Source organism: Streptomyces sp. ME19-01-6 (genome assembly GCF_033793745.1).
Taxonomy (GTDB): Bacteria; Actinomycetota; Actinomycetes; order Streptomycetales; family Streptomycetaceae; genus Streptomyces.
This window is the reverse complement of sequence record NZ_JARAXF010000003.1, coordinates 209386-234060: the sequence shown is the minus strand read 5'-3', so window position 1 is coordinate 234060 and position 24675 is coordinate 209386. Positions and strand designations below refer to the sequence as shown.

At 69.5% G+C, this 24675-nt stretch carries 28 protein-coding genes and 6 pseudogenes; 17 read left to right on the top strand and 17 right to left on the bottom strand.

Translation table 11 applies throughout. The annotated features are described in order from the left end of the window. Window positions 1–120 precede the first annotated feature (120 nt). The 4 genes and pseudogenes from PV419_RS07630 to speB all read right to left on the bottom strand — a co-directional run bounded on the left by PV419_RS07630 (window position 121) and on the right by speB (window position 2840). Window positions 121–387 (bottom strand): hypothetical protein, encoded by a 267-nt coding sequence (locus tag PV419_RS07630; RefSeq protein ID WP_319686967.1) that lies wholly within the window; start codon window positions 385–387, stop codon window positions 121–123. A gap of 10 nt (window positions 388–397) precedes the next feature. After that, window positions 398–1255 carry a helix-turn-helix domain-containing protein gene (locus tag PV419_RS07625; RefSeq protein ID WP_319686966.1) on the bottom strand — a complete coding sequence of 286 codons (858 nt, stop codon included), beginning with the start codon at window positions 1253–1255 and terminating at the stop codon, window positions 398–400. A 30-nt stretch (window positions 1256–1285) separates the two neighbouring features. Beyond that, window positions 1286–1579: pseudogene (locus PV419_RS07620) on the bottom strand (diiron oxygenase); the annotation flags it as partial. A 217-nt stretch (window positions 1580–1796) separates the two neighbouring features. After that, window positions 1797–2840 carry an agmatinase gene (gene speB / locus PV419_RS07615; RefSeq protein WP_319686965.1) on the bottom strand — a complete coding sequence of 348 codons (1044 nt, stop codon included), beginning with the start codon at window positions 2838–2840 and terminating at the stop codon, window positions 1797–1799. An 84-nt stretch (window positions 2841–2924) separates the two neighbouring features. On the opposite strand from speB, the gene PV419_RS07610 reads away from it, so the two are divergent. The 6 genes from PV419_RS07610 (at window position 2925) to PV419_RS07585 (ending at window position 8843) form a co-directional block, all read left to right on the top strand. Next, complete coding sequence (locus PV419_RS07610) at window positions 2925–3911, top strand: ArsR/SmtB family transcription factor (RefSeq protein ID WP_319686964.1); 987 nt, start codon at window positions 2925–2927, stop codon at window positions 3909–3911. 52 nt (window positions 3912–3963) lie between these two features. Then, complete coding sequence (locus PV419_RS53205; protein ID WP_415925271.1) at window positions 3964–4197, top strand: YceI family protein; 234 nt, start codon at window positions 3964–3966, stop codon at window positions 4195–4197. An 80-nt stretch (window positions 4198–4277) separates the two neighbouring features. Then, window positions 4278–5216, top strand: a complete 939-nt coding sequence (locus PV419_RS07605) for an ADP-ribosylglycohydrolase family protein (protein WP_415925252.1) — start codon at window positions 4278–4280, stop codon at window positions 5214–5216. Between the two features lie 329 nt (window positions 5217–5545). After that, a complete protein-coding gene (locus PV419_RS07600) occupies window positions 5546–5815 on the top strand; it encodes a hypothetical protein (protein WP_319686962.1) in 270 nt (89 codons plus the stop codon). Further along, on the top strand, window positions 5808–6434 hold the full coding sequence (locus tag PV419_RS07590; protein WP_415925251.1) for a DUF6879 family protein: 627 nt from the start codon (window positions 5808–5810) through the stop codon (window positions 6432–6434). Before PV419_RS07600 ends, PV419_RS07590 begins: the two co-directional genes overlap by 8 nt. A 105-nt stretch (window positions 6435–6539) precedes the next feature. Further along, window positions 6540–8843 (top strand): ATP-binding protein, encoded by a 2304-nt coding sequence (locus PV419_RS07585; RefSeq protein ID WP_415925270.1) that lies wholly within the window; start codon window positions 6540–6542, stop codon window positions 8841–8843. 18 nt (window positions 8844–8861) lie between these two features. Here the strand turns inward: PV419_RS07585 and PV419_RS07580 are convergent, their stop codons facing one another. Both PV419_RS07580 and PV419_RS07575 read right to left on the bottom strand, forming a co-directional pair. Next, the gene (locus PV419_RS07580) at window positions 8862–9566 is read right to left on the bottom strand and encodes a hypothetical protein (RefSeq protein WP_319686958.1); all 705 of its coding nucleotides are present in this window, start codon (window positions 9564–9566) and stop codon (window positions 8862–8864) included. A 99-nt stretch (window positions 9567–9665) separates the two neighbouring features. Next, window positions 9666–10193 (bottom strand): hypothetical protein, encoded by a 528-nt coding sequence (locus PV419_RS07575; RefSeq protein WP_319687583.1) that lies wholly within the window; start codon window positions 10191–10193, stop codon window positions 9666–9668. Between PV419_RS07575 and PV419_RS07570 the strand changes: the two genes are divergently transcribed. Further along, on the top strand, window positions 10096–10509 hold the full coding sequence (locus tag PV419_RS07570; RefSeq protein ID WP_319686957.1) for a Scr1 family TA system antitoxin-like transcriptional regulator: 414 nt from the start codon (window positions 10096–10098) through the stop codon (window positions 10507–10509). The two genes, PV419_RS07575 and PV419_RS07570, sit on opposite strands and share 98 nt — an antisense overlap. Window positions 10510–10518: 9 nt before the next feature. Further along, a complete protein-coding gene (locus PV419_RS07565) occupies window positions 10519–10848 on the top strand; it encodes a DUF397 domain-containing protein (RefSeq protein ID WP_319686955.1) in 330 nt (109 codons plus the stop codon). Here the strand turns inward: PV419_RS07565 and PV419_RS07560 are convergent. Then, on the bottom strand, window positions 10785–11609 hold the full coding sequence (locus PV419_RS07560) for a helix-turn-helix transcriptional regulator (RefSeq protein WP_319686954.1): 825 nt from the start codon (window positions 11607–11609) through the stop codon (window positions 10785–10787). The genes PV419_RS07565 and PV419_RS07560 overlap by 64 nt on opposite strands. A gap of 135 nt (window positions 11610–11744) precedes the next feature. On the opposite strand from PV419_RS07560, the gene PV419_RS07555 reads away from it, so the two are divergent. From PV419_RS07555 to PV419_RS07540, 4 genes and pseudogenes are all read left to right on the top strand, one after another. Next, window positions 11745–12179, top strand: a complete 435-nt coding sequence (locus PV419_RS07555; protein WP_319686953.1) for a hypothetical protein — start codon at window positions 11745–11747, stop codon at window positions 12177–12179. Window positions 12180–12210: 31 nt separating this feature from the next. Beyond that, window positions 12211–12735, top strand: coding sequence for an RNA polymerase sigma factor (locus PV419_RS07550; RefSeq protein ID WP_319686952.1), 525 nt, complete (start codon window positions 12211–12213; stop codon window positions 12733–12735). Next, on the top strand, window positions 12732–13322 hold the full coding sequence (locus PV419_RS07545) for a hypothetical protein (protein WP_319686951.1): 591 nt from the start codon (window positions 12732–12734) through the stop codon (window positions 13320–13322). Before PV419_RS07550 ends, PV419_RS07545 begins: the two co-directional genes overlap by 4 nt. A gap of 211 nt (window positions 13323–13533) precedes the next feature. Next, window positions 13534–13953: pseudogene (locus tag PV419_RS07540) on the top strand (integrase core domain-containing protein); the annotation flags it as partial. A gap of 136 nt (window positions 13954–14089) precedes the next feature. On the opposite strand, the gene PV419_RS07535 reads toward PV419_RS07540, so the two are convergent. From PV419_RS07535 to PV419_RS07525, 3 genes and pseudogenes are all read right to left on the bottom strand, one after another. Beyond that, window positions 14090–14383: a hypothetical protein gene (locus PV419_RS07535; RefSeq protein ID WP_319686950.1), complete on the bottom strand. Its 294-nt coding sequence runs from the start codon at window positions 14381–14383 to the stop codon at window positions 14090–14092. 61 nt (window positions 14384–14444) lie between these two features. Beyond that, window positions 14445–15281, bottom strand: a pseudogene (locus PV419_RS07530) (IS5 family transposase); the annotation flags it as partial. Window positions 15282–15357: 76 nt separating this feature from the next. Continuing rightward, window positions 15358–15785 (bottom strand): annotated as a pseudogene (locus PV419_RS07525) (RacP protein). 664 nt (window positions 15786–16449) lie between these two features. Between PV419_RS07525 and PV419_RS07520 the strand changes: the two are divergent. Then, window positions 16450–17130: a site-specific integrase gene (locus tag PV419_RS07520; protein ID WP_319687548.1), complete on the top strand. Its 681-nt coding sequence runs from the start codon at window positions 16450–16452 to the stop codon at window positions 17128–17130. Between the two features lie 38 nt (window positions 17131–17168). Here the strand turns inward: PV419_RS07520 and PV419_RS07515 are convergent, their stop codons facing one another. From PV419_RS07515 to PV419_RS07490, 6 genes and pseudogenes are all read right to left on the bottom strand, one after another. Next, complete coding sequence (locus tag PV419_RS07515; RefSeq protein WP_319686949.1) at window positions 17169–17753, bottom strand: hypothetical protein; 585 nt, start codon at window positions 17751–17753, stop codon at window positions 17169–17171. 104 nt (window positions 17754–17857) lie between these two features. Further along, a pseudogene (locus PV419_RS07510) lies at window positions 17858–18393 on the bottom strand (DUF6192 family protein). Between the two features lie 693 nt (window positions 18394–19086). After that, a complete protein-coding gene (locus PV419_RS07505) occupies window positions 19087–19827 on the bottom strand; it encodes a class I SAM-dependent methyltransferase (protein WP_319686948.1) in 741 nt (246 codons plus the stop codon). Between the two features lie 11 nt (window positions 19828–19838). Further along, window positions 19839–20203 (bottom strand): annotated as a pseudogene (locus tag PV419_RS07500) (transposase); the annotation flags it as partial. 112 nt (window positions 20204–20315) lie between these two features. Continuing rightward, complete coding sequence (locus PV419_RS07495) at window positions 20316–20717, bottom strand: hypothetical protein (RefSeq protein WP_319686947.1); 402 nt, start codon at window positions 20715–20717, stop codon at window positions 20316–20318. Window positions 20718–20796: 79 nt separating this feature from the next. Continuing rightward, window positions 20797–21033, bottom strand: a complete 237-nt coding sequence (locus PV419_RS07490; RefSeq protein ID WP_319686946.1) for a hypothetical protein — start codon at window positions 21031–21033, stop codon at window positions 20797–20799. 142 nt (window positions 21034–21175) lie between these two features. Between PV419_RS07490 and PV419_RS07485 the strand changes: the two genes are divergently transcribed. From PV419_RS07485 to PV419_RS07470, 4 genes are all read left to right on the top strand, one after another. Next, complete coding sequence (locus PV419_RS07485; RefSeq protein WP_319686945.1) at window positions 21176–22012, top strand: MerR family transcriptional regulator; 837 nt, start codon at window positions 21176–21178, stop codon at window positions 22010–22012. After that, window positions 22009–22575: a GyrI-like domain-containing protein gene (locus PV419_RS07480; protein WP_319686944.1), complete on the top strand. Its 567-nt coding sequence runs from the start codon at window positions 22009–22011 to the stop codon at window positions 22573–22575. The genes PV419_RS07485 and PV419_RS07480 overlap by 4 nt, the downstream gene beginning before the upstream one ends. Before the next feature lie 55 nt (window positions 22576–22630). Then, window positions 22631–23143, top strand: coding sequence for a GNAT family N-acetyltransferase (locus tag PV419_RS07475; RefSeq protein ID WP_319686943.1), 513 nt, complete (start codon window positions 22631–22633; stop codon window positions 23141–23143). 103 nt (window positions 23144–23246) lie between these two features. Then, window positions 23247–23639: a nuclear transport factor 2 family protein gene (locus PV419_RS07470; protein WP_319686942.1), complete on the top strand. Its 393-nt coding sequence runs from the start codon at window positions 23247–23249 to the stop codon at window positions 23637–23639. Here the strand turns inward: PV419_RS07470 and PV419_RS07465 are convergent. Then, the gene (locus PV419_RS07465) at window positions 23627–24646 is read right to left on the bottom strand and encodes a LysR substrate-binding domain-containing protein (RefSeq protein ID WP_415925250.1); all 1020 of its coding nucleotides are present in this window, start codon (window positions 24644–24646) and stop codon (window positions 23627–23629) included. The two genes, PV419_RS07470 and PV419_RS07465, sit on opposite strands and share 13 nt — an antisense overlap. Window positions 24647–24675: the final 29 nt, after the last annotated feature.

The following is a 24675-nucleotide window of genomic DNA, read 5'->3' as shown; positions in this document are numbered from 1 at the left end:
GGTCACCCGTCCGGCGGTGGTCCGCCCGCCCGTTCTGTCGCATGTGCGTACGAGCGACTGTGTCGGCGGGCGTTGCCGAGTTCGCGCCGTCGTGTGTGCCGCACGCCTGCTGTCGTACCGTCAGCCGGGCTTTGACCAGGGCCATTTCAGCCCGTCGTGCGGCTTGCCCTCCGGGTCGTACTCATACCGCCACCCGCGAACCAGCCCCAGCCGCCGCGATGTGGCGGCCGGCACCCGGCGGTAGACGTACACCGTCGGCGGTCCGCCGCCCTCGTCGGGGACCGGCACCTCGTATGTCTTCGGCGGCTGCCCGGTCAGCCCGACCAGCACCGGCAGCACCCGGCCGTCCAGCGGCCCGCCCGCGAAGGGCGTCTCCTCGCTTCTCACCGGCCCAGTCTCACAGCAGGTGAGAGGCGTCGCCGAGCACCGGCAGCACGCGCCGGGCCAGCGCCCCGGCCTGCCCCTCCGCCGGTTCCAGCGCGAGTGCCGCGCGCAGCACCCGCGCCGTCTGCGGGTCGCTCGCGCTCGTGGCGGCCATCAGCGCGACGAAGTGGTCGACGAGCCAGTCGCGCAACTGTGCCATCGGCGGCTGTTTGCCGTCGTCCAGCCACATCAGCGAGGCGGCCTCGACCGCGGTGATCCAGGTGCGCACCATCATCCGCAGCCGCGGGCCGGGTTCCGCCACCTCCAGATGGAGCAGGATCTGGTCGGCGGCGGCCCGCCGCACCTCGTCGACGATCGCGTTGGTCCGCGAGGTGTCGGCGACGCTGCCGCCCTGCAGCAGCGCGCTGAACCCGGCGTCGCGCTCGTCCACGAAGGCGAGATAGCGGTCGAGCCCCCGGCGCAGCCGTACCGTGAGCGGGCCGCTCCGGGGCTCGGCGAAGCACAGTTCCAGCTCGTCGGCGGCGCTGCGCAGCGCCGCCTCGTGCAACTGCTGCTTGCCGCCGGGGAAGTAGCGGTAGACGAGCGGCCGGGAGGCCCCGGCGGCGGTGGCCACATCGTCCAGCGACACGTCCTCGGGCGCGCGATGGGCGAACAGCCCGAGCGCGGCGGCGATCAGCTGGGCGCGCCGCTCCTCCACACTGAGCCGGCGATAGGCGCCGCGGCGCGCGGGCCGCGTGGCGGGCCGCGCCGCAGCCGCGGGGTTGGCCGCCGGTATGGCGGGTGTCGGCGTGGCGGGTGCCGCGGCCCCCGCGGCCGCGGCACGGTTCGCTGCCGCCGGGTGCGCCGGGGCGGTGCCGCTGCCTGTCGTCATGCCTGGCAGCGTAACCGGCCCTGCGTGCGATTACGCCAGCAGGCCCGAGCTCTGCCACAACCGCCGCCCGGTGCCCCGCGGCACGCCGATGTCGTCGAGGAAGTCGGTCAGCCGCTTCGCGCCCGTACGCATCACCTCACGCCGATGGGCGCTCGCGCGCACCTGCTCGACCGCCGCGCGCGGGTCGAGTCCGACGTCCGCGTACACCTGCGGGTTGACGAAGGCGCGCGCGAACACCCGGGCGAACTCGCCTGAGCCGAGCCGGGTCAGCTCCGCCTTCCAGATGGACGCCGCGACCATCTGGCGGCGCAACTCCTCGCGCACGTGTCCCCGGCCCACAGCGAGAACGTGAACTTCTTGGCACCATCAATGTCGAGGTCGACACCGAACTCGCCAAGCAACAACAGGTCCCGCCGCCTCTTCCTGCTGGCGTCGACAGCGGAACTCGCGGCCGAGCGCGGCAGGCCGCTCGGCCGCCTCCCGGTCAGGGTGCCACTGGAGATCGGTCGGAATGATCGACAGGGCGTCGTCGCTCCTGGGGTTACTCAGTTCGTCGGGCACGCTTGTAGGCCAGGCCGGCGAGTGTCTCCCAGATCAGCCGATGGGCGTTGTTGACCGTCAGGTCGGCGTGGTCGTACGGGGGGCAGACCTCGGTGACGTCGACCGCGACCACGTTGGTCTCCAGAGCGATCCGGCGAACGGCTCTGAGCAGGTCGATCGGCGCGAGGCCACCAGGCTCGGGTGTTCCCGTCCCTGGGGCGAACCCCGGGTCCAGCACGTCGATGTCAATCGAGAGGTAGACACCATCCGTGCCGTCGATCGCTTCGGCGATGACATCGTCCATCACATCCTTGATGCCGCGCTCCCAGATCTCCTGCATCGTGTGATGGCGCATTCCCTGCTCACGCATCCACTCCTGTACGTCGGCCGGTGGCCAGTAACCCCGAAGCCCGACCTGGATAAAGTCTCTTCCGGCGATCGCTCCCGACTCGATCAGCCGCCTCATCGGTGTTCCGTGACTGGCGAGGTTGCCGCGCAGAATGTCAGCCGTGTCAGCGTGCGCGTCAAAATGGATCATCCCGATCCGACCGTGGCCGTAATGCGCGCCGACCGCCATCCCACTCGGCCACGTCACCGAGTGGTCACCCCCGATCACCACGGGGATGATGCCGCGGCTCACTACATCGGATACCCGACGGTAGATGGCATCACGCGATAGATCCCACATACCGGGTGAAACGATCGCGTCACCGTAGTCGACGACTTCAAGGTGGTCGAAGATCTCGATCTGAAGATCGAGGTGGTAACTGCCCGCATCGTAGGCGTTGGCGCGCAGCGCCCGGGGGCCGAAACGAGCGCCAGGGCGGTTGGTCGTGTTGTCGTCCCATGGCGCGCCGATCACGGCGACGTCAGGCTTCCACTCGTCGAGTTGCTCCGGTTCGGTCAGGTGGGGCCGCAGGCCGAACGTCGGCACGCCCATGTACGAGGACGAATCGAGCTGGGCCCGCATGCCGGGCGGAAGGGTCGGTCGATCATCGGTCGTCACGGCATCGATGCCACGTGCCGCGCCCGTGGCGATCGCCATGTGCTGCCCCTGGACTTCGTGTGTCATGCGGTGAAGTCCACGGCAGCGCTGTGGCGCTGGGCAAACGATGTAGCGTCCAGCTTAATGATCAGCTTCGTGCTCGGTGTCGAGGACCTCGCCGACACCCGGTTTGCCGTCTCACCCTTGCAGGAGACCGTGCTCAGCCTGCGGGTGCTACGTGATCCGGGCCTGTCCGCCTTGCATCTGCCGTGGCACAGGTCCGTGCTCCCCGGACTCCGCACGCTCGACACTGAACTGCTGGTGTCCCTGGTCGGAAAGCGCCACATACTTCCCGACTTCCTGACCCCGCGCCCCACGCGCTTCGCACCGGCCTTCGAAGACGAACTGGCCATCGCCCGCCAGGCCTCCCCCGATCTGATTCGCCGCGACCTGCTGGCCACACACGCGCCGGGCCCGCTCCCCGAAGCTCTGCGCGACGCCACTGCCACCGACACGAGGGTCGTCAGACTCTGCGACACCATCTGCGAACTCTTGGGTCAGTACTGGGAGCTCGCCATCAAACCGATGTGGCCGCAGATACGACTCACGCTGGAAGCCGACATGACCTACCGCGCGCGGCAACTGGCCAAAGGAGGCGCACGCCTGCTCTTTACCGACATGCACGCGAACCTGCGATGGCGTGACGGCGTGCTGTACATCGACAAGGTGCTCAGCGAGCACCGCACCACGGCCTCCGGCCGAGGGCTACTGCTGATACCGTCCGTGTTCGCACATAAGCCAGCACCCCCCATCAACCCGGACGATCCGCCGGTGCTGGCATACCCCAGCCGTGCGGTAGCGACGCTCTGGGCCCCGCCGTCGACCCCTGATGCGACGGCTCTCGCCTCTCTGCTCGGCGCGCCCAGAGCCACACTGCTTCGCATCCTCGAAGAGCCGCTGGCAACGGCGGAGGTCGCCCGCCGCCTCAGCGTCACCCCCAGCGCCGTGTCCCAGCACCTTCGCGTGCTGTACGCCACGGGCCTGGTCACCCGGGCGCGCCATGGACGGCAGGTCCTGTACCGCCGTAGCTCTCTCGGTGACCAACTGGCCCACCGGATTCCGGCCGCATAACCCTTTCCTCAATGCCGCCATCGCCGAATGACGGCACCGGCCATCGTGACCGCTGTGTCATGAGCGTGTCAGCCTGGGCTCAGCCGCAGCTCTGCCGGTCCGCGGTACCACCCGCCCGCTGGCCTTCACCGCCACCGCGCCGGGCGCCACCGCGGACGGGGTCACCCTGACCGCCGAACTGTCCGTCGACCCGGCCGACTTCGGGCTCACCTGGAACCGGCTCGGCATGATGAAGGGGCAGACCGCGATCACGGTCGGGGCCCACTTCACACGCGGACGCGCGTAAGAGCCAACACCGCGGCGCGGAAACGCGGTGCGTGGAAAACCGCCGTGCGCGGACCTCCCCCCACTGGCACGATGCCCACCATGACCGCGCCCCCGACTCCGACCCCGAACCCGTCGGCCGCCCGCCGCAGCATCGAGGCCCTCGCCCTCGGCGACGCCTTCGGCGAGCGCTGGTTCCCGCTCTTCCGTGACCGGCGGCGGGCGTACGACGAGATCCGGGCGCGGGCGGTCCCGGAGGAGTCGCCGTGGCCCTGGACGGACGACACGGCGATGGCGCTCGGCGTACTGAGGGTGCTGAACGACCACGGGAAGATCGACCAGCCCCGGCTGGCCCAAGTCCTGGCCGACACCTTCCTGTCCGACCCCGGCCGCGGCTACGGCAGCGGCATGCACGAACTCCTGCCGTCGCTCTCCGCCGCCCCCACCTCCTGGCCGTCCGCCACCCGCGCCCTGTTCGGCGGCGAGGGCAGCCTCGGCAACGGCGCGGCGATGCGGGTCGCGCCGCTGGGCGCGTGGTTCAGCGCGGACCTGGACCGCGCCGCCGAACAGGCCCTCCGTTCGGCGGAGGTCACCCACGCCCACCCGCAGGGCATAGCCGGCGCGGTCGCGGTCGCCGTAGCGGCGGCCCTCACCGCGGAGTTCCCGAACCCCACGGCCCCGACCCCGGACCTCCTGGCCCAGGTCGCCGACCGCACCCCGCCGGGCCCGGTCCGCGACGGCCTGATCCACGCCATCGCCCTGCCCCCCACCACCACCCCGCGCCAGGCTGCCGACCTCCTCGGCAGCGGCCGCCGCATCCGAGCCGACGACACGGTCCCCTTCGCCCTCTGGTGCGCCGCCCGCCACCAGGACGACCTGATCGCCGCCCTGTGGGCCACGGCGGAGGGCCTCGGCGACGTCGACACGACCTGCGCGATCGTGGGCGGCGTCGTAGGAGCGGGCACGGGGGTATCGGCCGTCCCGTCCGCCTGGCTGGGACGGCGGGAGCCGCTGCCCGGGTGGGTCTCGGCGATGGCGTGACGGCGGAGCGGCGCCCGAGTGCAATCAAGCATCGTCCAGTGGGGTGATCTTTCCGCGCGCCCGGTATCCCCCGCGCACACCGGTGGGCAGGGACGACGACGAACCGATGCTCCCCCGCCCCGCGAAAGGACTTACCCCATGCCCCGCATCGCCCTGGGCGCCCTGGCGGTTCTTGCTCTCAGTGGGGCCGGGCTGTGCACTCCCTTGGGAAGGCTGCCGTAGACCGAGCGGGCGCTCCTCAGCCATGTTGGCCGACGCGTTCCTTGCGGTAGGTAAGCAGCATCCATACGCTCGGTAGCGGTTGAGAAGAACGCATAGGGGGAGACAACATGGCCCGTCCGTGGGAAGCCGATCCGTCCGCGTTATTCGTGCGGCGTTTGGGTAAATCGGCCAAGGAGTTGGGCACGACCAAGGACGAAGACGGCTGCCCGGACATCTGGGAACTCGGCAACGGTGACATCGCCATCGTCGGACGGGACCTCACCGAGGCCTACGCCGCACGTCTGCCCGCGGATGTCACTATCGCCTCGGACGAGCGCCTGGTGATTATTCCGGGAAGTATGCTCCGCTCGGCGAAGCCGGACATCACAGATGCCTGACCGGAGCGCCCTCGAACTCCCCGTAGCCGAAGGGGAACGACTGCCCCTCGAGGCCTATCGGAGCGAATACCGGCAGCGTCGCGCGGAGCTCCGAGAGCGTCACTCCTGGAAGTTCGAGCGGCAGCAGCAATTCGAAGAACCGGACGACAGCTGGGAAGCGTTTTGCCGAGGTCATTGGGGGGAAGCCTTGAGGCTCCTCGACGAGGAGCGGGAAGCGCTGCTCAAGACGGCTCAGCGCGACCGGGAGCGTGGTACCGCTTTCCACCGCGTTCGAGTGGTGGAAGAGCCGCTGACGCCTTACATGCAGTGGGAATTGCACGCGCTGCGGGTGCAGTCGGAGTCCGGTAAGAAGGTCCGCGTCGTCACGCCCGCCGCCCTGGGCACCCTGGAGACCCCCGGCCTGCTGCCCGAAGTCGTCGTGGTCGGCGGCCAGATCCTGTACCAGGTCGTCTACACCGAGGCCGGCGTCCTGGATGGGGCCATCCGCTTCACGGACGCCGAGCTGACCAAGCGCTGGGAGAGCTTCATCAAGGAGCTGTACGAAGCCGGCGAAGATCTGCTGTCCTACTTCGAACGCCGCGTGGCGCACCTTCCGCCGCCGCAACCGAAAGCGGTGTAGGCGATCAACAGAGACGACGCGGATGAGGGGCGTCGGGGAGACACGGACAATGAACTGTCGGGATCCTCTCGCGATGTCGTGCAAGCGGGAGCCATCTCCGGAGGAGTGCACTTCCACAACACCCGGGCGGCGGAAGACGCTCGGGTCGTCCCGCGGCAGCTGCCCGGTGACGTCAGGGGCTTCGTCAATCGCACGGAGGAGTTGCACCGTCTCGACGCGATCTTGACCGGTGGTGAGGGCGACTCCGTCGTCGTCGCCATATGTGTGATCGCCGGTACTGCCGGAGCGGGGAAAACTTCTCTGGCCCTGCGCTGGGCCCATCAAGTGAAGGCCGACTTTCCCGACGGCCAGCTCTACGTCAACCTACGGGGCTACGATCCGGGCGAGCCGGTCACCGGGCAGGAAGCACTGCACCGGTTTCTCACCGGGCTTGGTGTCCCGCCGGGCGCGGTGCCGACGGATACTGAGGCCGCCGCAGCGCTGTTCCGCTCCTTGTCGGCCGACCGCAGGGTGCTGATCGTCCTGGACAACGCCGCCACCGTTGCCCAAGTGCGGCCGCTGCTCCCCGGCCACGCGGGTTGCCTGGTGATCGTCACCAGCCGGGACCGTCTGTCCGGACTTGCAGTGCGGGACGGTGCACACCGCATCACCCTCGGCACACTCCCTGAGCCGGAGGCGGTCGCTCTTCTGCGCGCCGTGACGTCCGGCTATCGGCCTGAGGACGACGCGGAGAAGCTGGCCGAGCTCGCCCGACTCTGTGCACGACTGCCCTTGGCCTTGCGTATCGCGGCGGAGCGTGCCGCGAGCCACCCCCATATGCGGCTGGACGAACTGATCGCCGACCTGCGCGACGAGTCCGCGCTGTGGGCGGCTTTGAGCACGGGGGACGAGCAGGACGCCGACGCGGTGCGCTCGGTGTTCGCCTGGTCGTACCGGGCGTTGTCCCCGGCCGCGGCCCGCCTCTTCAGACTGCTCGGTCTGCACCCGGGGCCCGGCTTCGGTCTGGGAGCGGTCTCCGCTCTGGCCGGTATCAGCGTGCGGCAGGCGCGGCAGTTGCTGGATGTGCTCGTCGGGGGGCATCTGCTGGAGCAGACCGCACCTGATCGGTTCGAGTTCCACGATCTTCTGCGAGCTTACGCGACTGAGCAGAGCCGCTTGGAGGAGACGGCCGACAGCCGCGCCGCGGCCTTGTGGCGCGTCCTCGACTGGTATCTGCACACGGCCGATGCCGCGCAGAGTCGGATCACCCCTGCCCGCGAACACGTCCCGCTGGATCCGGCGGACGAGAAGGTCGTTCCCCTGTCCTTTGCCGACTACGACCAGGCCGTCGACTGGTCCGAGCGGGAGCAGACGAATCTCGTCGCCGCGACGCGCGCTGCCGAGAAGGCCGGGCTCGATCGCCACGCCTGGCAACTGTCCGCGGTCTTCTGGAGCGCTCAGGCGCCCTCGGCCGCCGTCACCGACTGGCTTGTCACCGGGGAGATCGGCCTGCGTGCGGTACGCCGTCTTGGCGACCGAGTCGGCGAAGCTGGGATACTGGAGAGCCTCGGATTCGCCTACCGGCGACTCAACGACCTTCCGGAGGCCCTGAACTCGCATCGCGAGGCGTTGGCAATCCGACGCGAACTCGGCGACACGCGGGGTGAGGCATCCGCGCTGAACGCTCTGGGACTGCTCGCCCTGCGTACGCGACGGTTACGCGACGCTGAAGAGCAGTTCGTTCGAGCCATGGCCATCTTCCACGAACTCGGTGCCGCGCACTGGGAGGCGGTCACCCGCGCCAATCTCGCCACAGTGCACTTCGAGGCCGGCCGCTTGACGGAAGCGGAAAGCAATCTTGAGCAAGCCCTTGTGGTGTATGAGCGTATGGCCAGCAAGGGCAGCGTGGGCAATGTCCTCCGCATTCGCAGTGCGATCTATCTGGAGCGCGGTGAGCTGACCGAAGCCGACCGGGTGGCGCACGAAGCCCTGGATATCGCCTTGGAGCTGCGCGACCACGTGATGGAGGGCTACTGGCTGCTCTATGTGGGCGATGTCCAGCAAGAGCTCGGGCAGTGTGCCGAGGCCCTGATCTCCTACCAGCGATCCGCCACAATTCACCGCCGCTTGGGCGACCGCAGCCGCGAGGCGCTCGCATGGTGCGGCGCGGGCAGAACATACCAGCGCCTTGAGCGCACCGGCGAAGCCGCCGATCTTTACCGCAGTGCCGCCGCGGTCCACCAGGAACTGGGCGACTCCTGGCACCATGCCCTGGCCCTGAACGGCCTCGCGATGTCGCTGTTCGCCGAAGACGAGGCGGAGGCCGGGCGCCATTGGACCGACGCCCTACGCCTCCTGGCCGACTACGACGACGTGCGCGCGGTGAAGCTGCGGGACGGGATTGCGGGCCGACTGACCGACGGCCACTGATTGCCCGGGGCTCGGCCGTCAGGGGATGGAGAGGGGCTTTCCGCCCAGGCCGCCCACCTTGTCCAACAGCCCGCCCCCATTGCCCAGCTTGTCCAAGCCGGGCAACTTGCCCAAGCCGGGCAGCTTGTCCAGCTTCAGTGGGGAGAGCGGGGAATCCTGGGGCGGGACGAGCGGATTTTCGTCGTTGAGGTCGAACTGGGCCCAGGCTTTGTCGGTCATTCTGGCGTCGTTGGGGCTGGCTTCCGATTGGTTGAGAATCTCGACCGTCTGCTGCAGCGGGCGGCCGGGCGCAATGGAGAAGTCCCTGTCGATCTCGCCCTTTTTGCTCATCGTCTGCTCGGAGTCTCCTGAGTACAGGACTCCGTGGACATGGACGTTGACCTGGTTCTCCCTGGCGGCGGCCATATTGGAGTTCTGGGCCGGACTCGCATACCCGTAGGTGACGAACCACTCGACGCGCAGCGAGTCGTTGCAGCGATCGATGTACTGCCGCTCCAGGGGCGGAGTGTCCAGGACGAGCGCGATGTCGATGGGGTGGTCCATCCTCGGGCAGTCGACGTAATTCCCGCCGCCCTTGTAGTCGGCCGACCACAGGCTGACCGTCCCGGTCACCCGCTCGGGCGCGGCGGCCGGGGACGGCGCCGCCGAGGCGGAGCCGACCGCTGTGGGGGAGAGGCCGATCAGGGCGGCGGCGCAGGCGGTAAGCAGGCGGGATAGACGCACGGTGAACTCCGATCACTCCGACGTCAGCGTGATCTTGCGAGGAACCTCATGCGTTTGCGCCTGGGAGAAATCGCATCTTCGGATTGCTCTGACGCGGATTCACGCACAGGTGGGTTCCGGTTGGTGAGTGTAGGTGTATCCGTCGCCTCGCTGGAGGAGGCGGATGTTGGTGTGTCGGATTCCTGCGGCGAGGCCGTGAGGAGTGCGGATGTCGAACCTGCCGGTGGTGCGGATCATGACGCGGCCGGTGTGGGTGCCGGTGTATTTGCCCTTGGGTACGGAAGCGGTCACGAGGTCGCCGGTGGTGTAGCCGTGCACGGTCTTGATGCGGGGGCTGGTGCGGCGGGGGAAGCCGTGGCGGTCGGGGCTGGTGCGCTGGTGCTGGCCGCGCCCTGAGCATCCGGCGACCAGTATGGGGGTGATGGTTTCGGTGACTGTGTCGAGTTTGCCGACGTTGAGGGCGTCGAGGGTGTGGGACTTGGGGAGTCCGCAGCGGGTGCGGTTCCATTTCGTGCGGCCGCCGGAGGCGATGTGGGTGGGCAGCATCTGGTTGAGGGCGCGCCACAGCGCCCAGCGGGTGGATTGTACGGCTGCCGCGTCCCGCAGCGGGGCTATGGCCCGGCCCAAGATTTTGCAGAGTGTGACGGGTGTCGAGCAGCCACTGCGCAGGCAGGTTTTCCCGTTCGAGGCGGGCCCGTACTCAGCCTTCAGTAGTTCTTTCGGTCTCTTCGGCAGGGGTGTGCGGGGGCTGGAAACAGTGATCCTCGAGAATCCGCTGAACTCCACGTTCCTCCGGGATGGTGGCCACATCGATGAGTACGCCAAAATGTTTGGACGGCTGTCTGAGTCGGCGCTGGCTCCTGTCGATCCAAAGGCCACGCCGGAGTCCCACGAGTCCCGCGACTCGCTGGGCCTTATTCAGCACTTGATGTACAGGTTGTAGGGGAGAAGGATGTCTCAGCTCGCGTGGCGCAAGTCTTCGTACAGCGGGGGAGGCAACGGCAACTGTGTCGAGGTGGCTGTCGGCGCCGACAGGCTGATTCTTCTACGGGAGAGTGACGCCCCGGACGTGGTCGCGGTGACGACCCGTGCGAGGTTGGCAGCCTTCATAGCTGCCATCAAGGCGGGTGACTTCGACGACTTCGCGTCACCGCCGCGACGACCCGCGCGATATGGGCCGCCTCCGTCGCCGCCGCGAAGGCCGGGACTTCGATCGCCTTACGGGCTGAGGGCGGACCCCAGCGCGCGCAGGGCCTTCGCCGTGAACTCGTCGAGCGGATAGAACAGCTCGATCGCCAGCTCCGACAGCGTCACATCCGCCGGAGCCCCGAACGTGGCCATCGTGCCGAACATCGACAGCTCGCCCATCGGCGTGCGCACCCGCAGCGGCACCTGGATGGGGCTCGGCCGCGCCGCAGGGGTTTCGGCGTCGGCGTCGGGAGCGACCTCCTCCCCGAGAGTGGGGTAGCCGCGTACCTCCTCGTACAGAGCCCGCAGCTCCGTGTCGCCGGTGGCGTCGGCCTGGCGGCGTAGCCGGTCGAGGAAGAGGGTGCGGACCTCGTCGAGGTTGGCCAGGCGGGGGGCGAGGCCGTCGGGGTGCAGCGTCAGCCGGTAGACGTTCGGGTGCGGGGTCAGCAGGCGGGGCGGGATGCCGTCCGTGAGGACGGACATGGCGCGGTTGCCGGTCAGCACGTTCCAGAGCCGGTCGACCACGACGGCCGGATACGGCTCGTGGGAGGTCAGCATCATGTCGAGCGCGGCGCGCACGGACGCCATGTCCTCGTCGTCGAGGCTGCTCTCCCGGTACGCCGGGGCGTAGTCGGCGGCCAGCAGGAGCGTGTTGCGCTCGCGCAGGGGGACGTCCAGGGCGGTGGCCAGGCGCAGCACCATCGTTCGGCTGGGGCGGGAACGGCCGGTTTCCACGCACGAGAGGTGGCGGGCGGAGGTGTCCGCGAGGAGGGCGAGTTCGAGCTGGCTGAGCCTGCGGCGTCGGCGCCACTCCCGGAGCAGGGCACCCACGCGGGACGGCTGATCGACATCCATGGCCGGGAGCGTAGCCGCCGGTGGGTCATCGCGGCCATGACCTCGGAGGTCATTGAGTCCATGACCGGGGAGTGCCACCGTTTGCGCAGACCAGGGGCCGGGCCAGGCCCCGGCCCACGTACTGAGGGGACCCGTATGAGCACTCAGGCCATGACCCAGTCCATGACCCCGTCCAGGACCGCGGCGCCGGACCTGCTGCGCACCGCCCTGCGCGTCGACAGCTGGTCCACCGCCGCCTTCGGCGTCGTCATGCTCGCCTGCGCGAAGTGGTTCGACGGCCTGCTGGGGCTGCCGGTGAACTGGTCGGTCGCGTTCGGGATCGCCATGCTGGGCGGGGCCGCCGTGCTCGCGCTGATCGCCGGGTATCCGCGGATCCCGGCGCGGCTGGCAGCGGCTGTGGTCGTGGTCAACTCGCTGTCGTGCGTGGGGCTCGTGCTGCTCGCCTGCACGGACGTGGTGGAGCTCACCGCGCTGGGGAGGGTGTTCATGGTCGTAGGAGCGGTGGCGGTGGCGGTGTTCGGGGAGTTCGAGTTCGTGGGGCTCCGGCGCGTTCTCGGTGCGGCCCTGTAAGGATGCCGCCGGCGCGAGACATATAGGGGGCGTGAAGACGATTCAAACGGGGGGCGAGCGTGGGCGCTCGGCGTGGTTCACCAAGGTGTACGCGCGCGAGCACCCGCGCGTCGTCGCCTTCGTGTACCGGAGGGTGGGCGACCGTGGCGCGTCCGAGGAGCTTGCGGCGGAGGTGTTCCGCATCGCGTGGGAGCACACCCTCAAGGACGGGGGCGAGATCACGGTCGGCTGGCTGTTCGTCACCGCGCGCAATCTCGTAGGCAACCACTACCGCGCCGAGGCCCGCCTGAGCGAGCTTCACCGGCGCATCACCGAGGAGCTGGGCCGTACGGCGGCCACCGGCCAGGACTCGGCGGTGCTGGACACGCTCGACCGCCTGCCCGCCCACCATCGCGAGGTGCTGACGCTGAGCTACTGGGACGGGCTGAGCGCGGCCGAGGCCGGCGCGGTCCTGGGGTGCGGCGCACCGGCGGTGTGGGTGCGGCTGCACCGCGCGCGCAAGGCGTTTCGTGACCTCTACCGGGCCCCGGCCCCCTCGCCTCTGGAGTCAGCGTGATCCGTGTGAAGTCCTTGATGCAGCACGCCAATCCGGTCCCTGCGGTGGTTCCGGGGGAGTCGGCCGAGCCGTCCGGGCGGCCGTCGCGCCGCCGAGGGCTGGTGCTGGGCGGGGCCGTGGCCGCCGTCGCCGCCGTCGTCACCCTCGCCACCGTGTTCGGCTCGCAGGGCGGTGGCTCCGGCAGCCCGGCCCGGCCCCCCGCCGCCGACGAGCCGTACTACGCGACCACCGGGGATTTGGAGCGGTCCGCCGATGTGATCGTCCGCGGGCGCCTCGACGCCACACGCGAGGCCGACGGCGAGACCACCGCCACGGTGAGCGTGGTCGCGACGGGTAAGGGCAAGCCCCCCGGCCGTACGATCGACGCGTCGTACCCCAGCCCGGGCGCCGCTCTGCCCGCCGGGCCCGAACTCGCCGCCCGGCACGAGTACGTCCTGCTGCTGGAGCGCATGGACGATGGGAGGTATGTACTGGTGAACACCACCCAGGGCTACTACGGGGTCGAGGCCGGCCACGCCGAGGCCGGGCCGGACAACGACGTGGCCCTCAGCGACGGCGTGCTCAAGGCGCTGGGCCTGACCCGGTAACGACGGCCCCGGGGATCAAACGAACCGTGGTCGGCGCTGAGATTGCTCTCGGCCGAACAGCCTGGCCTCGCCCGGACAAGCAGCCGCAGCCGGGCCTGGCTGTTCCCTGGCCGGCAACCCGGACAGCCGATGAACCAGGTCAGCCCGCTCGACCACCGGACTGTCAGCTGGCCCGGACACATGGTGCACCTGGATGTGAAGAAGGTCGGCCGGATCCCTCGCCCGGGCGAAGGTCTGGTTCGCCGCCCACGGCATCAACCACATCCACCGGGTCGTCACCGACAATGGCGCTTGCTACCGCTCCGGCGACTTCGCCCGCATCGTCGGGCAAGGCACCCGGCATCAGAGAACCAAGCCATACAGACCTCGGCACAACGGGAAGGTGGAGCGCTACCAGCGCATCATGGCTGAGGAAGTCCTCTACGCCCGCGAGTTCACCAGCGAGGACGCCCGGTCAGCCGCGATCGCAGTGTGGAACATCCACTACAACTACCATCGGCCGCATAGTGCTGCCGCCAGAAAGCCGCCAGCAGCACGCCTCCGCGAGAGCGTCACCAACGTCGAGCCCTCATACGGCCAGTGGTCTGTCTCGCAGATCAGTGTGGTGGCGAGCCGCCGTCCGCGTGGATGAATCGCAAGGCGGCGGAGGGACGCTCGCCCGGGATCCTCTGCGCGACGGCGCCAGCGCAGCCAGTCCCCCGTAAGCGGGAGGTGCCGCGCGGGGGGCGCGCAGCTCGCGGTGATCTACGAGACAGGCCCCGGGGCGGTCAGGCCCTGATCAGCCGGGCGACCCGCAGCCCGTGCTCGGCAGCCTGCTCGTGCCCCGTTTTCATCGACTCTTCGGCCAGCCCTCGCAGCGACGCCATCTCCGGGTTCCAGAACGCGTGGGTCAGCTCCGCCTCGGCGACGTGCAGGTCGAGGCCGAAGACGTCGGCGAGGATCCTGCGCAGGTAGGGCGTGGCGTGGTCCCAGCCCTCCTTCGGGGTGCCGGGCCCGTAGCCGCCGCCCCGGCTCAACGTCAGGACCGCCGGCTTGCCCTTGAGCGGCCAGTCACCGTGCACCCCCAGCCGGGGGTGATTCAGGATCAGGTCGAGGCAGGTCTTGGGCGATTCTGACCGCGACCCGTCGCCACGCGGTACAGGGCCTCTCGCGCATCACTCGCTTCGATCGGGCCGGATTACAGGCCTGGTGACTTCTTGGGGGGACTGCTGACCGTCAGTGCCGAGACGATCAGTCGCGCTGAGCCTCGCGGGAGGCCGGCTGTCCACTCCTGCGGGAGTTTCGGCGGGTGATTCTCCTGGTCATGAGCGTGATCGCGGCCCAGGTGCTGAGCGATTCCGAGTGCCGGATGAGCCGTTCGTAGTCCCGCGCGTGCAGGTTCAGGTAAGTCTTTGCCCAGGTCACGAGCTGTCCGGCATAGGCGGAGTCGGCCCAGACGATGGTGATCTCGGGGTGCATCAGCCGCAGCCGGAACAGCACTTCCTTGGCCGCGTTGCGGTCGGTCATGTCGGCCGGGGTGACCATGACGAACAGCGGCAGACCCTTGGTGTCCACGACCAGGTGCCGCTTGCGGCCGTTGATCCTCTTGCCGGCGTCATAGCCGCGGGAACCCTTGCCGACGGTCTCGGCGGCCTTGACCGACTGGGAGTCGATGACGGTGGCGACCGCTCCGGGCGCCTTGCCCATCTCGCGGCGGATGCGTTTGCGGAGCTGGTCACGAAACTGCCCGATGACGCCGGCCGCTGCCCAGCGGGCCATGAACCCATAACACGTGCGCCAGGGCGGGAAGTCCTTGGGCAAGGCCCGCCACTTGCATCCCGTGTCGACGACGTAGCGGATGGCGTCGACGATGTCCCGGCGGGGGTGCTTCTCCGGCCGCCCGCCGGTCGGGGTCTCGCAGACCGGTGTCGGCAGCAGTGGTTCGATCAGGGCCCATTCGTCATCCCAGGTGTCGGAGGGGGTAGCAGCGCCTGCGCGCCAACGCCCTCCCTTAAAGACGGGGCGGGCCCGGCCGCTTCGCGGCCGGGCCCGCCGATCAGGCGTCGGTGAAGTCGGCGATGACGTCGAGCGTGGACTCGACCGAGTTGAGCTGGGTGTTGAGGTGCTTGATCCACTGTCCCTTGGGCTGGATGAGGGCGTGCGGGGCGACGGTCCCGGTGATGAACCGGCGGATCTCGGTGAGCTTTCCGCGGATGACCGCGACCTCGTATGCCTGGAGTTCGTGGGGTCGGCGCAGAACTTGTAGCCGTCCGCCCTGGTCCAGATCAGCGGCGGCCAGCTGCGTTCGGTGATGATGTCCCGCAGGCAGGCCAGGCCCGAGCGGGTCTGGTGGGGCGACAGTTCGCTGGACCTGAGCAGCTGGGGGAAGGTCAGACCGGCCGGGCGTGCTTCGAAGAGCACGAACCGGACGGTGTCGGCGTGCCGCTGGGCGGCGGGTGATCTGCACTCGGAAGCGCGGGGCATCGCCTACTCACCTTGCAGCAGGGCGGGCCAGTTCGCCGTCGGCGTCCACCTTGCAGGTGTCCACCCGCGGTCTCGATCCAGTCCAGGGTCGCCCGGACCCGGGCGACGTTCTCGTGCACGATGGTGCGTCGTCGCCGAGATGGCGGTCGCGGGCCCTCGCGGGCCTGCCGCCCGTGTTCGACCTGGGCGTGGTTGACCTGGTGACGGGCGGTGTCTCTGTTGACCGGACTACTGAACGACACTCCGAGGCATTGGCGGGGCAGGGGCTGACCGGTAGATCTCAAGCAGCAAAGAGAAGGAGAGCTGCGTGAGGTCGTTGGATGAGGTGGAACGGGATCTCGGTTCGATCCGTCTGCCGCGGTGGGACAAGGTCGTGCCGTCGGACGGCGTGGTGCCCTGGCTCGTGGTCGATCCGGAGGGTGTGCCGGTAGAGCCCGTTCTGGGGTTACCTTCGGGACTTTGTCGTCCAGAACCGGCCCGGATCTGTACGCAGTTACGCGTACGCGTTGCTGCGGTGGTGGCGGTGGCTGCGCGTTGTTCAGGTCGAGTGGGACAGGGCCACCTCGGCGGTCAACTCGATCACCCGCAAACGGAACCCCGGAGATCAGCACCAGCCCCGGACGATCCGGCACAGCAACGCCGTCGTCCGCAGCTTCTATGAGTTCTGGATCGGGGCCGGGCACAGCCCGCTGGTCAACCGCTGCCGCACCTCTTCCAGCGCCGGATCGGCTGGAAACGCGACGTCAGCACCGACCAGACGGGCGAGCCCCTGCACTTCACGCCGCGCGACTTCCGCAGAATCTTCGCGACCGAGGCCGTCGCCGGCGGACTACCCGTCCATATCGCCGCCCGTTTGCTCGGCCATACCAGTACGAGCACCACGGAGGCGTACCTGGCCGTCTTCCAGGAGGACCTGATCCGCTCCTACCGGGCCTTCCTCGACCAGCGGCGAGCGACACGGCCCCAAGAGGAATACCGCGAACCCACGACGGATGAATGGCGCGAGTTCCAGGAACACTGCCATACCCGCAAGCTGGAGCTGGGCGACTGCGCACGTCCTTACGGAACCCCTTGTCAGCATGAGCACTCGTGTCTGCGCTGCCCGATGCTGCGGGTTTCTCCCGGGCAGCGGCCCCGGCTGATTGAGATCATCCGCAACCTCTCCGAGCGCATCACAGAAGCGCGGACGAACGGCTGGCTCGGCGAAGTCCAAGGACTCCAAGTCAGCCTCACCAAGGCCAAGGAGAAACTCGTCGCCCTCGACCGCAGTCTGGAACGCAGCCGCAGCACCGGCCGCGGTGGTCCCACCGACCTCGGCATGCCCGTCATCACCAGACCGCGGTGACGGGTCCACCCGAGCCCGCGCCTGCCGGTTCGGAGAAGTTATGAGAGGAAGTCCTGCCAGAATGCGATGGTCGCTCTCGGGTCCCAATCGTCAGGGGTGTGCGCGCTGAAGTCGTCGAACTCGTGGTTGACGTAGTCGGCGAGGTCAGCACCGTAGTAGATGATGTCGGTGCCCCAGATCGACAGGACTGGGTGACCGTGAGATCCGCGGCCTGCGGGCAGGAATCGATGCGCGTATACGGGAACGAGCTTCGGCACCTGGGCCAGTATCGTCTTCGCCTCGCGGACCGCGTCATGGGACTCTGCTGGCCGCTGTCCCCATCCTCGGTGCCAGTAGCCGTGCTGGACCGCCGTGACGATGCCTTCGACCGGCCATTCAAGATGCTCCCGCAGTTTCGCGGGATCGCCATGACGCCAGTCAGGCCACGGATTCTCCCAGGTGGCCCCTTCCTCGGGCGGCTCGCTCACCGGCAACCCGGCTGCCAGGAAGGCGCGGTGATCGTCGGCAAACTCGAATCCGTACGCTTCTTCAATTCGCCGCAACTCGACGTCGCTCAGGCCAGGCTCTATCTCACAGCAGCCGGCGGCGGCCAACAGATGCGCGGCCTCTGCCCCCAGCTTCATTCCTTCATATGACGTCACACTTCGAACAGTAGCTTTCCGAGGCCATTGCGGTCAGGTGAGTATTGAGGGCTCGTGACCAGGCATGATGCCGACCCGATGCGGCTCTACGCCGCAGGCAGGAGAACCTCCTGGCCCCACCACTGGTCGTAGTCCGGATAATCGTCCGACATCGCCCGGAAGGCGACGTCCGGCCTGCGCAGCAGGCCGGTGGTCACTTCGGCGGCGACGTGCTCGTCACGGGTCAGTTCCTCGACGACCTTCACCTTGTCCGCCTTGGCGACGCGGGCGACGACCGCGGGGCGGCGCCAGAAATCCGGGGCGACGGCCGCCGCGACCTCGTCCTCCCGGGTCAGTTCCTCCACCGCCCGGACCTCGTCCTCGTCCTTGACCTGCGCGACGACCGCCGGACGCCGCAGCAGATCACCGGTGACGGTGGCGGCGACCTCCTCGTCCTGGGCGAGGGTGTGCATCGCGCTGACGTTCTCCTGCGGGGTGACGGGCTTGACGACCTGTCGGCCGACCCTTCGGTCCGCCTCGTCCGGCGCCCAGCGGGGCTTGCCTCGGGCGGGTTGAGGATGGTGGCGAACCGTTCCTCGCCGTCGGCGATGGACGCCAGGATCTGGTGGACTGTGAACGACATTCCCGCCTTCCACCGGTCCTTCGGCCACTTCGACGCGGTCCACCGGGCCTTGTCCACCATCGCGTAGGACAGCCCGATGTCCTCGGCCAGGCGGAACGGCGACTCCTTGACTGTGAACAGCGAGTCGCTCCGCTCCTGACCGCCGGACTCGCGCATCGGCTCGACTTCGAGAGCGTAGTCGCCGACCGTGCACTGGATCCGGCTGGCGGTCTCCACCAGCTTCCGCAGCTCGGCCACGATCTCCGCGTACCGGTACGACCGTAATTGACCGAGTTCTGAGCCGAGTTGGACTCCAGATGCGTTTGCGATGCGGTCACTGTGACCGTTCGCCAAACGTTTCCTTCCGGGCCCTCCAGGCCCTCGTGAAGCACCGCCGCGAGCAGTGAACCGCGTTCGAACGCCGATCCACCCCGACCACCCGAGTGCCCCGCACTCGGGGCACTCGGCCCGGCCGGCACCGCTCAACTCAGCGGCCACCCGCTTGCGCAACCGGCGGCCCCGGCGCCACTGCCTGGCACGACACGCCGCTGAGCAGTACACGACTGCGGGCCGTGCGTCCGGCCGCAGCCGTTCACCGCAGCCCCCCCCACAACCGTTTTCCGGCCTCCCCCGACACCCAACCAGCCTAGAGCCCAAAGCTACTCAAAACGGGGATAGGAAACGGGCACTCAGCTTGTCGTTTAACCTGCGCCCTCATGGGCGCTCGGCTGCGACGATCAAGAAGTTGGGGAGGTGGACGTAGCTCTCGATGCCGGGTTCGGTGTCCGCTGCCTCCCGCGCGATGTGGGGTTCGAGGCCCGGCTCGGCGATCTCGCGTAGTCGGCATCCGAGGGCAGTTAGTTCGTTGAGGTAGGCCGAGATCGGCCGGTGGAAGTCGGTTGCGTGGGTGAGGGGGATCTCGTACTCCTCCAGGTATCGCCTCAGGCGGTACTCACCGTGTTTGCGCCAGGTGGCCAGCAGTTGCTCGAAGGCCGGGTGGTTGACGGAGAAGACGAACAGCCCGCCGGGCCGTAGGGCCTGCACGCAGGCCCGCATGGCCGGCTTCCAGTCGGGGATGGCGGGTAGCACCATGCTGCAGAGGACGGCGTCGTACCCGCCGCCGAGATCCGGCAGCTGGCTCAGGTCGGCTTGGACGTGATGGATGCCCTGCTGGAGGGCTTGCTCCTTCTCCTGGCTGTAGGTGAACATCGCGTCGGTGGGCTCCACTGCGGTGACGTGAGCGCCGCGGGTGGCCAGCATGCGGCTGAGGTAGCCCTGGCCGGATCCGGCATCAAGGACGCGCAGGCCCCGCACGTCGCCGAGCATGCGCAGCAGCACCGGGTTGATCAGGTGGCGTTTGGCGAAGTCGCCGTCAGGCTCCATCGCCTCCATCACCTTGCGGGGCATGGTGTTCCACTGCTGGATGGTGGTTTCGTTCGTTGGATGTGTGGTCACCGGAGGGAGCGTAGCCAGACCGGTTTGTTGTTCCCGCTGGACGGAAGGTGCTCAACGTTCAACCGGATGACGGTGCCCTCGATGAGGGGCAGAGGGCCATCGTGGGTCGAGCCAGGCCGCCCGCTTCGTCAGCCGTGGATGCAGCCGGTCCCAGGCCCGCGCGACCGCCTTGCCATACAGACGGGGTGTCGGTGAGGGTGACGGCCTGCTCGGCGCCCCAGGTGGATGAGTCACCGAAGACGAACTCGGTGCCGTGCTTGGGCGGACGACCGCCCCTGGGGTTGTAGACGCGTGGTGGGGTCGGGCGGCGCAGGACACGGTCGGAGCGCATTCGGCCCAGGATCTCGACCGGCAGCCCGCCGAGCAGGTAAGCGACCAAGTTCGAGTGCGATTTCGGACCGGGACGTTGAACGACAAGCTCAGCGATCCGCCAGCTCGTGCTTCAAGCCCCTGCCCCGTCGTTGCCCGGGCTCTCGACTACCACGTCCTTACGCGCGACCCGCGGAGCCACGCCGGTCTTCGACGTGGACGATGCGCAGTTCGGCGCCATCCCGGTGGCGCTTGGAACGTCCGCACATCCCGACAGCGAAGTTCTCTCGACCACTGGGCTCGTCGGGCGCGACATAAGTAAGGACGTCCTGGTGGTGACCGGTGACGACCCAGCCGTCGGCGCCCTTGACGTCGATCACCCCGAAGTCTCCTGCAGCAGAGCCAGCACGCACAGGACCGAACTCCCTGAGGATCTCGGTGGTCTGTTCGGCAAGATCTCCATCGGGTGCGGTAAGCACCACACAGGTGCCGTGTTCGAACAGCACCCACGACTTGCGAGGGTCGCTGAGAACGCGCTGCCAGACGTCGGCGAGTATCTCGGTATTCACGGCGATCATCATGCTGCAGAGCCCCGACACACAGTCACGACCGGGCAGTCGGCCACCGCTGTGGGCGCTGCCCGGGTAAGGCAGTCGACGGTCAGGTGACGGCTGGCTGAACCGTCAGGGTTCCGGCGGCGGTGTCGATCGTGGCCTGAGTGCCGAGCGGGATGGTCGGAGGGTGTGGGCCGTGTCCGGCAGGGAGCCCGCCGAGGACAGGAACGCCCAGGCGAGTCAGTCGGCCACGCAGGACGTCGGCGATGCCCCATCCTCTCAGGGTCGGGTCATCGGCATCCTGGTCGAAGCCGATGAACTGGCCGAGCGCGACACCGTGCAACCCGTTCCAGAGCCCCGGTACGGGTCGGCCGGGTCAGCGCGTGGTCGATCTCCCCCAGCCCTGTGCCTCTCTGGTGTTCGAGAAAGAGGATCGCCCCCTTGAGCGGGGGCTGCGGCTGGACTCTCCCCCCGTAGGAGAGACCATGCTGGGGCGCGTGAACGACGACGACCCCCTGGCCATCGGCCAGTTCGCCCGCCTCGTACGGCTCAGCGTCAAACAGCTGCGCCACTACGCCGACCTCGGCCTGCTGCCGCCCGCCCGGGTGGATCCTGACACCGGATACCGCTACTACCGCGCGGACCAGGCGCGCGACGCCCTGTCCATCGGCCTGCTGCGCTCGCTGGATGTGCCGCTGGCCGCCATCAAGGACGTACTCTCCGGGCAGGACCCCGCCAGCGCCCTGAGCGACGTACGCGACCGGCTCGACGACGAACTCGCCCGGCGCCGCCGGTCCCTCGCCGCCCTGGAGCGGATCCTGGCCCGCGGCCTGCCCACCGCCGAGGTGACCCTGCGCCGGGAGGAGCCGCAGCGGGCGGCCGTCGTCCGCGATGTGGCCGACTCGCCGCAGGACATCGGGCGGGTCACCTCCGCGTGCGTGGGCAGGCTTCTGGCCCTGCTGGCAGCGGGGGAGCAGGGAGCGCAGGGAGCGCAGGGGGAAGGGCTTCGGCTGATCGGGCTCTTCCCCGTCGACCTGGGCGAGTACATCCCCATCACCATCGCCGCCGCGCTCCCCGAGGGCCGCCCCGCGCCGCCGGGCGCCACGGCGGACCTGCTCCCCGGCGGCACGTTCGCCTGCGCGACCCACACGGGCCCGTACGACCAGATCGACCTGACCGCCCACGCCCTGCTGGCCTGGTGCGTCGAACGCGGCCACGCCCCTACCGGGCCCATCCGGGAGGTCTACCTCAACGACCCCGCCACCACGGCCCCCGACCACCTGGTCACCCAACTGCTGATCCCCCTGGAGGAGACATCGTGAACGACCCGGACGCGTGGTACACCGCCGCCGACCAGCCCGAGCTCGTGACGTTCGGGCCGGTCCATGGCCTGGGGGTGACCGGGCAGGGCGAACCGGGCGGGAGCGAGTACGGCATCTGCGTCTCCGCGCTGTACGCCGTCGCCGGCGCGCTGCCCTCGCCCCACCTGGCACCGCTGGAAGGCCGCTGGTGGGTGGAGGATGCGCGCCCGTACCTGGAGGTGCCGCGCGACCAGTGGCGCTGGCACCTGTTCCTGCGGCTGCCGGACGACCTGGATCCGGCCGTGGTCGACCGGGCGCGCGAAGACGCCCGGCCGTCGGGCCTCGCGGTGGACCGGGTGCAGCTGGTCACCTTCACCGAGGGGCGGTGCGTGCAGCTGACCCACCACGGCCACTATGCCGACGAGCCCGCCTCTCTGGCCCTGCTGGACGAGTACATGACCGAGCAGGGCCTGGCGCGGGCCGGTACGCACCACGAGATCTACCTCTCCGACGTCCGCGAGACCGATCCGGCGAAGATGCGCACGATCCTGCGGCAGCCGGTGCGTCCGGTGCGTCCCGTGTGACCTGTCCGGCCGTGCTGGCGGGCTCCCGGAGGGCCGTCGGGAGCATGATAGGCGCGTGCGGATACGACTGAGCACCATCGAAGAGCTTCCCGTCCTGCAGGACATCGAGCGGGCCGCGGGCCTGTGCTTCCGGGACATCGGCATGGACGAGATCGCCGACGACGAGCCGCTGAGCCTGGAGGAGCTGGGGACGTACCAGCGCGCCGGGCGGGCGTGGGTCGCGGCGGACGGCGAGAACCGGGCCGTGGCGTATCTGATCACCGACCCGGTGGACGGGAACATGCACATCGAGCAGGTGTCCGTGCACCCCGCCAGCGCGCGGCGCGGCGTGGGCCGGGCGCTGATCGAGCACGCGGCGGGGCGGGCGGTGGCCGAGGGGGCGTCGGCGCTGACGCTGACCACGTTCGTCGATGTGGCGTGGAACGCCCCGTACTACGCGGCGCGGTGCGGGTTCCGGACGCTGGAGGAGGACGAACTGACCCCCGGGCTACGGGAGATCCGGCGGAGCGAGGCGGCACACGGGCTGGACCGGTGGCCGCGGGTGTGCATGCTGCGGGAGGTGGGCTGACGGCTTCCCGCGCCCAGCCCCGCGCGGCGCGCGTTCGCTGTGGACGCAATCGCTGTGGACGCAATCGCTGGGGGCGGCGGCGCTGGGTGTCTAGGGTGCGGGTATGCCCGATTCCGTCCCGCCCGAGACCGAGGCGCTGCTGCGCCGCATGTACGACGTGTTCAACACCCAGGACGTCGACGCGATGATGGCCGAAGCCCTCCACCCCGAGGTCGACTGGCCGAACGTCGCCGAGAACACCCGCCTGCACGGCCACGCCGAGGTACGGGCCTACTGGCAGGCCCAGTTCGACGTGGCGCATCCGCTGGTGTCGCTGGAGGGGCTGTCACTGGCCGACGACGGGCGGGTCGTGGTCGCCGTGCGGCCCGGGATGCGCGACGCCGAGGGAGACCACTGGGCCGAGGAGACCATCGAACACGTCTACACCTTCCGCGACGGCCTCGTGACGCACATGGAGGTGCGGGGCGCGCCGGGCCGTCGCGGTCAGGCCGACTGAGCGGGCGTCGCGCACAGCTCGGCCACGGCCCGGCCGAACGCCCGTATCCGCGCGGTCTCCCCGGCCCGCCGCCACACCAGGCCCAGGGCCGACTCCGGCAGGCCCTCGACCGGTACGAAGGCGATGTCGCGCCGGCCGTGGAGCGCGGCGGTCGGCGCACACAGCAGCATCGTGCCCCGGCCCGCCGCCGTCGCCGCCAGGCCCTCCTGCAGGGTGCACACGCGCGGCCCGCGCGGGACCGGACGGCCGCCGGGCGTGGTGGCGGGCGCCACGACGTCCCGCCAGTAGCGCGGCGCGGGCTCGCCGGGCCCGATGACCGGGTGGTCGGCCAACTCCTCGGCGTCGACCACGCCGACGGCCACCCCATCCGCCGAACCCGCAGCGCCCGCCGAACCCGCCTCACCCGCGGCGACCCGGCGCGCGAGCGGATGCCGGGTGGAGACCGCGAGCGTCAGCGGCTGCCGGGAGAAGACCGGGCCGAGGACGAGATCGGGCTCGGCGACCGGCAGACAGACGATCGCGGCGTCCACCTCTCCGCCGCGCACCGCGCCGAACGGGTCCGCCAGCGGGATCTCCACGGTCTCCAGCTCACAGCCGGGGTGCCGGTCACGGAAGGCGGCGACCGCCTCCATCACCCGCTCGTCGGCGGTCCCCTGAAAGCCGATCCGCAGAACGCCCTCGAGCCCGCGCGCCGCCTCGCGCGCCGCCTCCAGGGCGCCGTGCAGCGACGCGTACGCGGGCCGTACGTCGGCCAGGAACCGCTCGCCGAGCGGGGTCAGCCGCACCCGGCGGCTGGTGCGCTCCAGCAGCCGGGCGCCGACGCGCCCCTCCAGCGAGCGCAGCAGCTGGCTGACCCGGCTCTGCGATACGTACAGCCGCTCCGCCGCCCGGCCGAAGTGCAACTCCTCGCTGAGCGCCAGGAAACACTCCAGCTCGCGGATGTCCAGACCGCTCGTCCCCACCCCCGGCCACCTCCTCGGTTCCGTGCGTCGATGAGCCCGGCTCATAGAAGGCTGAGGAATTCGCCGTTGTTCCC

Excerpts from the sequence above, each read along its gene's own strand:
- PV419_RS07625 (WP_319686966.1), bottom strand. The coding sequence starts at position 1,255 with ATGACGACAGGCAGCGGCACCGCCCCGGCGCACCCGGCGGCAGCGAAC.
- speB (WP_319686965.1), bottom strand. The coding sequence starts at position 2,840 with ATGGCGATCGCCACGGGCGCGGCACGTGGCATCGATGCCGTGACGACC.
- PV419_RS07610 (WP_319686964.1), top strand. The coding sequence starts at position 2,925 with ATGATCAGCTTCGTGCTCGGTGTCGAGGACCTCGCCGACACCCGGTTT.
- PV419_RS07605 (WP_415925252.1), top strand. The coding sequence starts at position 4,278 with ATGACCGCGCCCCCGACTCCGACCCCGAACCCGTCGGCCGCCCGCCGC.
- PV419_RS07600 (WP_319686962.1), top strand. The coding sequence starts at position 5,546 with ATGGCCCGTCCGTGGGAAGCCGATCCGTCCGCGTTATTCGTGCGGCGT.
- PV419_RS07590 (WP_415925251.1), top strand. The coding sequence starts at position 5,808 with ATGCCTGACCGGAGCGCCCTCGAACTCCCCGTAGCCGAAGGGGAACGA.
- PV419_RS07570 (WP_319686957.1), top strand. The coding sequence starts at position 10,096 with ATGTGGGTGGGCAGCATCTGGTTGAGGGCGCGCCACAGCGCCCAGCGG.
- PV419_RS07565 (WP_319686955.1), top strand. The coding sequence starts at position 10,519 with ATGTCTCAGCTCGCGTGGCGCAAGTCTTCGTACAGCGGGGGAGGCAAC.
- PV419_RS07560 (WP_319686954.1), bottom strand. The coding sequence starts at position 11,609 with ATGGATGTCGATCAGCCGTCCCGCGTGGGTGCCCTGCTCCGGGAGTGG.
- PV419_RS07555 (WP_319686953.1), top strand. The coding sequence starts at position 11,745 with ATGAGCACTCAGGCCATGACCCAGTCCATGACCCCGTCCAGGACCGCG.
- PV419_RS07515 (WP_319686949.1), bottom strand. The coding sequence starts at position 17,753 with ATGAAGCTGGGGGCAGAGGCCGCGCATCTGTTGGCCGCCGCCGGCTGC.
- PV419_RS07495 (WP_319686947.1), bottom strand. The coding sequence starts at position 20,717 with ATGATGATCGCCGTGAATACCGAGATACTCGCCGACGTCTGGCAGCGC.
- PV419_RS07485 (WP_319686945.1), top strand. The coding sequence starts at position 21,176 with ATGCTGGGGCGCGTGAACGACGACGACCCCCTGGCCATCGGCCAGTTC.
- PV419_RS07470 (WP_319686942.1), top strand. The coding sequence starts at position 23,247 with ATGCCCGATTCCGTCCCGCCCGAGACCGAGGCGCTGCTGCGCCGCATG.
- PV419_RS07465 (WP_415925250.1), bottom strand. The coding sequence starts at position 24,646 with ATGAGCCGGGCTCATCGACGCACGGAACCGAGGAGGTGGCCGGGGGTG.